This is a genomic window from Streptomyces sp. SID4985, from assembly GCF_009863025.1.
Lineage (GTDB): Bacteria > Actinomycetota > Actinomycetes > Streptomycetales > Streptomycetaceae > Streptomyces.
In genome coordinates, this window is record NZ_WWIR01000687.1 from 1 (window position 1) to 5293 (window position 5293).

The following is a 5293-nucleotide window of genomic DNA, read 5'->3' on the forward strand; positions in this document are numbered from 1 at the left end:
CACGCGCGCAGGCGGTCCGAGGGCCGGGCCGCCGGCCGCGCGGTGGCGGCGGCGGCCGGGGCCGATGTCGTGACGGTCATGATCCTCGTACTTCTTTACTTCCGGTACTTCTTGCCGACGGTCTCGGCGTACGCCTGCGACTTCTTCAGCGCGCTGTCCACCGACTGACGGCCGGCGATCGCGGAGCTGATCTCCTGGGCGACCTTGGTGCCCAGGTCGGTGAACTCGGGGATGCCGACGAACTGGATGCCGGGCGCGGGCCGGGGCTGTACGCCCGGGTTCTTCGGCTCGGCGCTCGCGATGGCGTCCTTGGTGACGTCCGCGAAGGCGCCCGCCTCCTTGGTGTACTGCGGGATCGCGTAGGTCGACGCGCGCTTGCCCGCGGGCACGTTGGACCAGCCGGCCTGGTTGCCGACCAGGTTCTCGTAGCCCTTGCCGGACGCCCAGGAGATGAACTTCCAGGCGTCGTCGGGGTTCTTGGACGCCTTCTGGATGCCCCACGCCCAGGTGTAGAGCCAGCCGGAGCTCTTGGTCTTCTCGACCGGGGCCGCCACGTAGCCGATCTTGCCCTTGACCGGGGAACCGGCCGCCTCCAGCGAGCCCGCGCCCGCCGTGGCGTCGTACCACATGGCCGTCTTGCCCTGCGTCATGTTGTTCAGGCACTCGGCGTAGCCGGACTGCGCGGCTCCCGCCTCGCCGTGCTTGCGCACCAGGTCGACGTAGAACTGCGTGGCCTTCTTGAACTCGGGGGAGTTCACACGGGCGTTCCAGTCCTTGTCGAACCAGGTGCCGCCGAAGGTGTTGACCACCGTGGTCAGCGGGGCGATGACCTCGCCCCAGCCGGGCAGGCCGCGCAGACAGATGCCCTTCATGCCGGGCTCGGCGCCGTCCGCCTTGGCGGCGATGTCGGCCACCTGCTGCCAGGTCGGGTGGGCCGGCATCGTCAGCTTCTTCTTCTCCAGGACGTCCTTGCGGTACATCAGGAAGGAGGACTCGCCGTAGAAGGGCTCGCCGTAGAGCTTGCCGTCGGCGCCGGTCAGCGCCTGCGTCATCGGGGTGAGGATGTCCTGCTGGTCGAAGGTCTTGTCGCTCTTGACGTAGCTGTCGACCGAGTGGAGCCAGTCGTTCTTGGCGTAGATCGGGATCTCGTAGTTGCTGAGGGTGGCGACGTCGTACTGGCCCGCCTGGTTGGCGAAGTCCTGGCTGATCTTGTCTCTGACATCGTTTTCCGGCAGCGTCGTGAAGTTCACCTTGATGCCGGTCTTCTTGGTGAAGTTGGCGGCGGTGAGCTTCTGGAGCTCCACCATCTGCGGGTTGTTCACCATCAGGACGTTGATGGAGTGGGCGGACGACCCGCCGCCTCCCGCACCGCCCGCGCCCGCGCAGCCGGTGAGCAGGGGCGAGACGAGCGTTCCCGCGGCAGCGGCGGCGAGGAGGACGCGAGGCGTACGTCGGCTCTGGGTTGGCATGGCAGGGGGCTCCTGATCGCTTGTCGGTCCCGTAAGCGGAATGCGGGTGATGCGGGTGGTGCGGTGACGGGTTCTGCGGGTGATGCGGGTGGTGCGGTGACGGGTTCTGCGGGTGGTGCGGGGGTGCCGGGGTGCGGCGGGACCGGCCGTGCGGCTCGCCGGGGGGACGGCGGACGGCCGGGTGGTGCGGGTATGGGGGTGCGGTACGTCCGGGGAGGTGCTCCTGGGCTGCGGTCAGACCCTGATGACCTGCGGCCCGAGGAGTGAGTAGCGGTGGGCCTCGGCGGCAGGTAGCTGGGTGCTGGTGACGATCGCGTCCACCGCGCCGACATCGGCGAACCGGCAGAAGCTGGCCGCCCCGAACTTGGTGTGCACGCCCGCGAACACCGTGCGCCGCGAGGCCCGGATGGCCTGCGCCTTGACCTCGCTGACGGCGGGATCGGGCGTGGTCAGACCGTGTTCGCGGGAGATGCCGTTGGCGCCGACGAAGGCGAGGTCCAGGACGAACCCGGCCAGCATCTTGGTCGTCCAGTGGTCGACCGTGGCGAGCGTGCCTGCTCTGACGCGGCCGCCGAGCAGCAGGACCGAGACGTTCTCGGCCTCCGCGAGGGCGCCCGCGACCGGCAGGGAGGCGGTGACCACGGTCAGCTGCCGGTCGGCCGGCAGGGCCTCGGCGATGAGCTGCGGGGTGAAGCCCTCGTCGACGAAGACCGACTCGGCGTCCCCGAGCAGCTCGGCCGCGGCGGCCGCGATCCTGCGTTTCTCGGGGACGTGGCTGGTGGCACGGAAGGCGAGCGTCGTCTCGAAGCCGGCGCTCTCCACCGGGTAGGCGCCTCCGTGCGTGCGGCGGACCAGGCCGTGGTCCTCCAGCGCGCGCAGATCGCGCCGGATGGTCTCCTTGGCCACGCCCAGCTCGGCGGCGAGGGCGGTGACGTCCACGGCGCCGGTGGCGCGCGCCGCCAGCACGATCGCGCGCTGGCGCTCCTCGGCCGTGTTGGTGCCCATGTAGTCACCCGCTCTCGTCATTGAGATGCCCGTTCGGGCCCTGGGGAGAGTTCTACAGCGGTCGCGCGGCGCTGACCAGGTCTGTTGGGAGTCCGATCCTGCCCGTGTGTGCCCGTTCACACAGTGCCATGCCCGCCCCGGACCTGGGCGGCTGCCCGAACGGAGAGGAAAGCGGGCTTCCGAGGTGCCCGAAACGGCGGCGGGCGGGCCCGTTTGGTGCCCGCCCGCCGCCGCGAGGGATCGTTTTCGGCCGCACCGGGGAGGGGGCGGCGGGATTTCGCAGGGGTGTGCTGCGGATTTCGTAGGAGGGGTCGTACGGGCTTCAGTACGGCCAGATCGGCGGGTCCGTGACGAAGGGGCCGCCCAGGTGGTGGTGGGCCGGGTTCGCCGGGTCCAGCTCGCCCTCCTTGGCGATCAGGTCGGCGGCGTACGGCTCGGAGTCGTCGCGCGGCTCGTAGCCCAGCGCCCGCGCGCCGCTCAGGTCCATCCACGCGCGCGTGTTGGCGGAGCCGCCGTGGACGACCGTGTGGCCGACGCCCTCGGCGGTGAGGGCCGCGTGGAAGAGGCGGGCGGCGTCGGCGGGGCTCAGCCAGATCGACAGCATCCGCACGGTGGTCGGTTCCGGGAAGCAGGAGCCGATGCGCACGGAGACGGTTTCCAGGCCGTGCTTGTCCCAGTAGAGCTGGGCCAGGTCCTCGCCGAAGCACTTGGACAGGCCGTAGAAGGTGTCCGGGCGGTGCGGGGTGGCGGTGGGGATCGTGGGGCCGCCGTCCAGGGGGGCGGGGGTGTAGCCGACGGCGTGGTTGGAGGAGGCGAAGACCACGCGGGGGACGCCTTCGAGGCGGGCGGCCTCGTAGAGGTTGTAGGTGCCCTCGATGTTCGCGCGGAGGATCTTCTCGAAGGGCGCCTCCAGGGAGATGCCCGCGAGGTGGAGGATTCCGTCCACCCCGCGCACCGCCTCGCGCAGGGCCTCCTGGTCCGCGAGGTCGGCGGTGATCGCGTCCGGCTCGCCCTCGACGGGGCGGACGTCCAGCAGGCGCAGCGTGTATCCGTACCGCGGCAGCAGGGAGCGCATGAGGGTGCCGAGTCCGCCGGCGGCGCCGGTGAGCAGGATGGTGCGGGGCGCGGGCATTCTCGGTCTCCTTGCCGCCGGGGGTGCCGGTCGTGTGGGCGGACGTGATTCACATGCCGTGATTCACATGCATGGGCAAGCTAGGAGAGGCGCCGGGGCCGGTCAAGAGGACATCGCGGGACGGAACACCCGCGCACGGGTGGCTTGTTGGGTGCTTGACCGTCCGGAGAGCGGGACCGTAGCGTGCCGCTGTTCATGGACTTGGACGCCGGTCAGGGATACATACGTACGCTGCTCCGGGTCGGGCCGCCGGAGGAGGACCATGTGAAGGCGTCGGCGTTCGTCTACCCCTGGGACGTGGCCGGTGATCCCGGCGCGGCCGACCGGATCGCCGGGCTCGGCGTGGAGCAGGCGACCCTCGCCGCCGCCTACCACTCCACCCGCGCCCTCACCCCGCGCCATCCGCGCCACCGGATCGTCACCGCCGAGCACGCGGCCGTGCTGTATCCGCCAGGGGACCGGTGGGCGGGTCGTGTGCTCCGCCCCTATGTGGCGGGCGACTGGGCGCCCGGCGATGCCTGGGGCGAGGCCGCCGGGGCGCTCGCGGCGGCGGGCTTGGAGGTGCACACCTGGGTGGTCCTCGCCCACAACTCCCGGCTGGGCATGGAGCATCCGCACACCTCGGTCGTCAACGCCCACGGCGACCGCTACCCCTGGGCGCCCTGTATCGCCCAGCCCGCCGTCCGCGCCTACCTGGTGGACCTCGCCGCCGAGGCCGCCGTACGCCCCGGCGCGCACGGCACCGAACTGGAGTCCCTCGGCTGGTACGGGCTGCGGCATCTGCACGCCCACGACAAGACGGCCGGGGTCGCGCTGGGCGACGCGGGCGAGTACCTGATGTCGCTGTGCTTCTGCCCCGACTGCCGGGACGGGTACGGCGGACACGGCCTGGACGCCGACAAGCTGGCCGCCGTCGTACGGGCCGCCCTGGAGCCGGTGTGGCGCGGGGCGCCGGACGGCGAGGGGTGGCGGGACGTGGAACGGCTGCTCGGCGCGGACACGGCGGCGGCCACGCTGGCCTGGCGCGAGCACACCGCCCGCACGCTCCAGGAGGACGCCGTCGCGGCCGTACGCGCCGCCGCGCCCGAGGGCTTCCAGGTGCTCCTGCACGCGGACCCGGTGTCGTACCACTGCGGTGCCAACGCCGGTGTGGACCCCGCCCACATACTGTCCGTGGCGGACGGTGTGGTGGTCCCCTGTGTGGGCGGTACGGAGCTGCTGGCGCCCTTCGCCGCGCGGGCCGGGCTCGACACGGTCCTGGCCGCCAACCTGACCGTCGTCTCCGGCCTGGGCGGCAGCCCGGACACCCTCGCGGCCGACGCGGCCCGTGCGCAGGACGCCGGGGCGACGGAACTGCGGCTGTATCACGCCGGGTTGGCGTCGGACGGCGACCTCGCGGCGGTGCAGGAGGCCCTGTCGGGGCACTGAGCGAGGAGGGCCGCCGTCGCGAACAGGGGGAGGGCGTAGAGCGGCAGCAGCAGCCTGAGGTCGGCGGTCTCGACGAGGGCGGCGCCGAGGGCCAGGCCCAGCACGTTCGGTGTGAACACCAGCGTGTTGGCGGCCGCCGAGGCGCGGCCCAGCAGGTCCTCGGGCGTCTCGCGCTGCACGGCCGTGAACACCGCGATCAGCGCGCATGGCAGCCCCAGACCGGCCACCGCGCCCGCCGCCAGCGCCACCGGGGCGGAGG

The 5293-nt window shown here is 72.1% G+C and carries 4 protein-coding genes and 1 pseudogene; 1 reads left to right on the forward strand and 4 read right to left on the reverse strand.

Features of this window, described 5'->3' with window-relative positions:
* Nucleotides 1-95 precede the first annotated feature (95 nt).
* From GTW40_RS30305 to GTW40_RS30315, 3 genes are all read right to left on the reverse strand, one after another.
* Nucleotides 96-1469 carry a sugar ABC transporter substrate-binding protein gene (locus GTW40_RS30305; RefSeq protein ID WP_161183337.1) on the reverse strand — a complete coding sequence of 458 codons (1374 nt, stop codon included), beginning with the start codon at nucleotides 1467-1469 and terminating at the stop codon, nucleotides 96-98.
* 234 nt (nucleotides 1470-1703) lie between these two features.
* Nucleotides 1704-2474: a DeoR/GlpR family DNA-binding transcription regulator gene (locus GTW40_RS30310; RefSeq protein ID WP_161183338.1), complete on the reverse strand. Its 771-nt coding sequence runs from the start codon at nucleotides 2472-2474 to the stop codon at nucleotides 1704-1706.
* Nucleotides 2475-2796: 322 nt separating this feature from the next.
* The gene (locus tag GTW40_RS30315) at nucleotides 2797-3606 is read right to left on the reverse strand and encodes an NAD(P)-dependent oxidoreductase (protein WP_161183339.1); all 810 of its coding nucleotides are present in this window, start codon (nucleotides 3604-3606) and stop codon (nucleotides 2797-2799) included.
* A 264-nt stretch (nucleotides 3607-3870) separates the two neighbouring features.
* Here GTW40_RS30315 and GTW40_RS30320 point away from each other — a divergent pair, with 264 nt between their 5' ends.
* A complete protein-coding gene (locus GTW40_RS30320) occupies nucleotides 3871-5034 on the forward strand; it encodes a hypothetical protein (RefSeq protein ID WP_161183341.1) in 1164 nt (387 codons plus the stop codon).
* On the opposite strand, the pseudogene GTW40_RS30325 reads toward GTW40_RS30320, so the two are convergent.
* A pseudogene (locus GTW40_RS30325) lies at nucleotides 4971-5293 on the reverse strand (MFS transporter); the annotation flags it as partial. The gene GTW40_RS30320 and the pseudogene GTW40_RS30325 overlap by 64 nt on opposite strands.

What these genes read in the sequence shown, in the direction of transcription:
- GTW40_RS30315 (WP_161183339.1), bottom strand. Translation starts at nt 3,606, where the DNA reads ATGCCCGCGCCCCGCACCATCCTGCTCACCGGCGCCGCCGGCGGACTC.
- GTW40_RS30305 (WP_161183337.1), bottom strand. Translation starts at nt 1,469, where the DNA reads ATGCCAACCCAGAGCCGACGTACGCCTCGCGTCCTCCTCGCCGCCGCT.
- GTW40_RS30310 (WP_161183338.1), bottom strand. Translation starts at nt 2,474, where the DNA reads ATGGGCACCAACACGGCCGAGGAGCGCCAGCGCGCGATCGTGCTGGCG.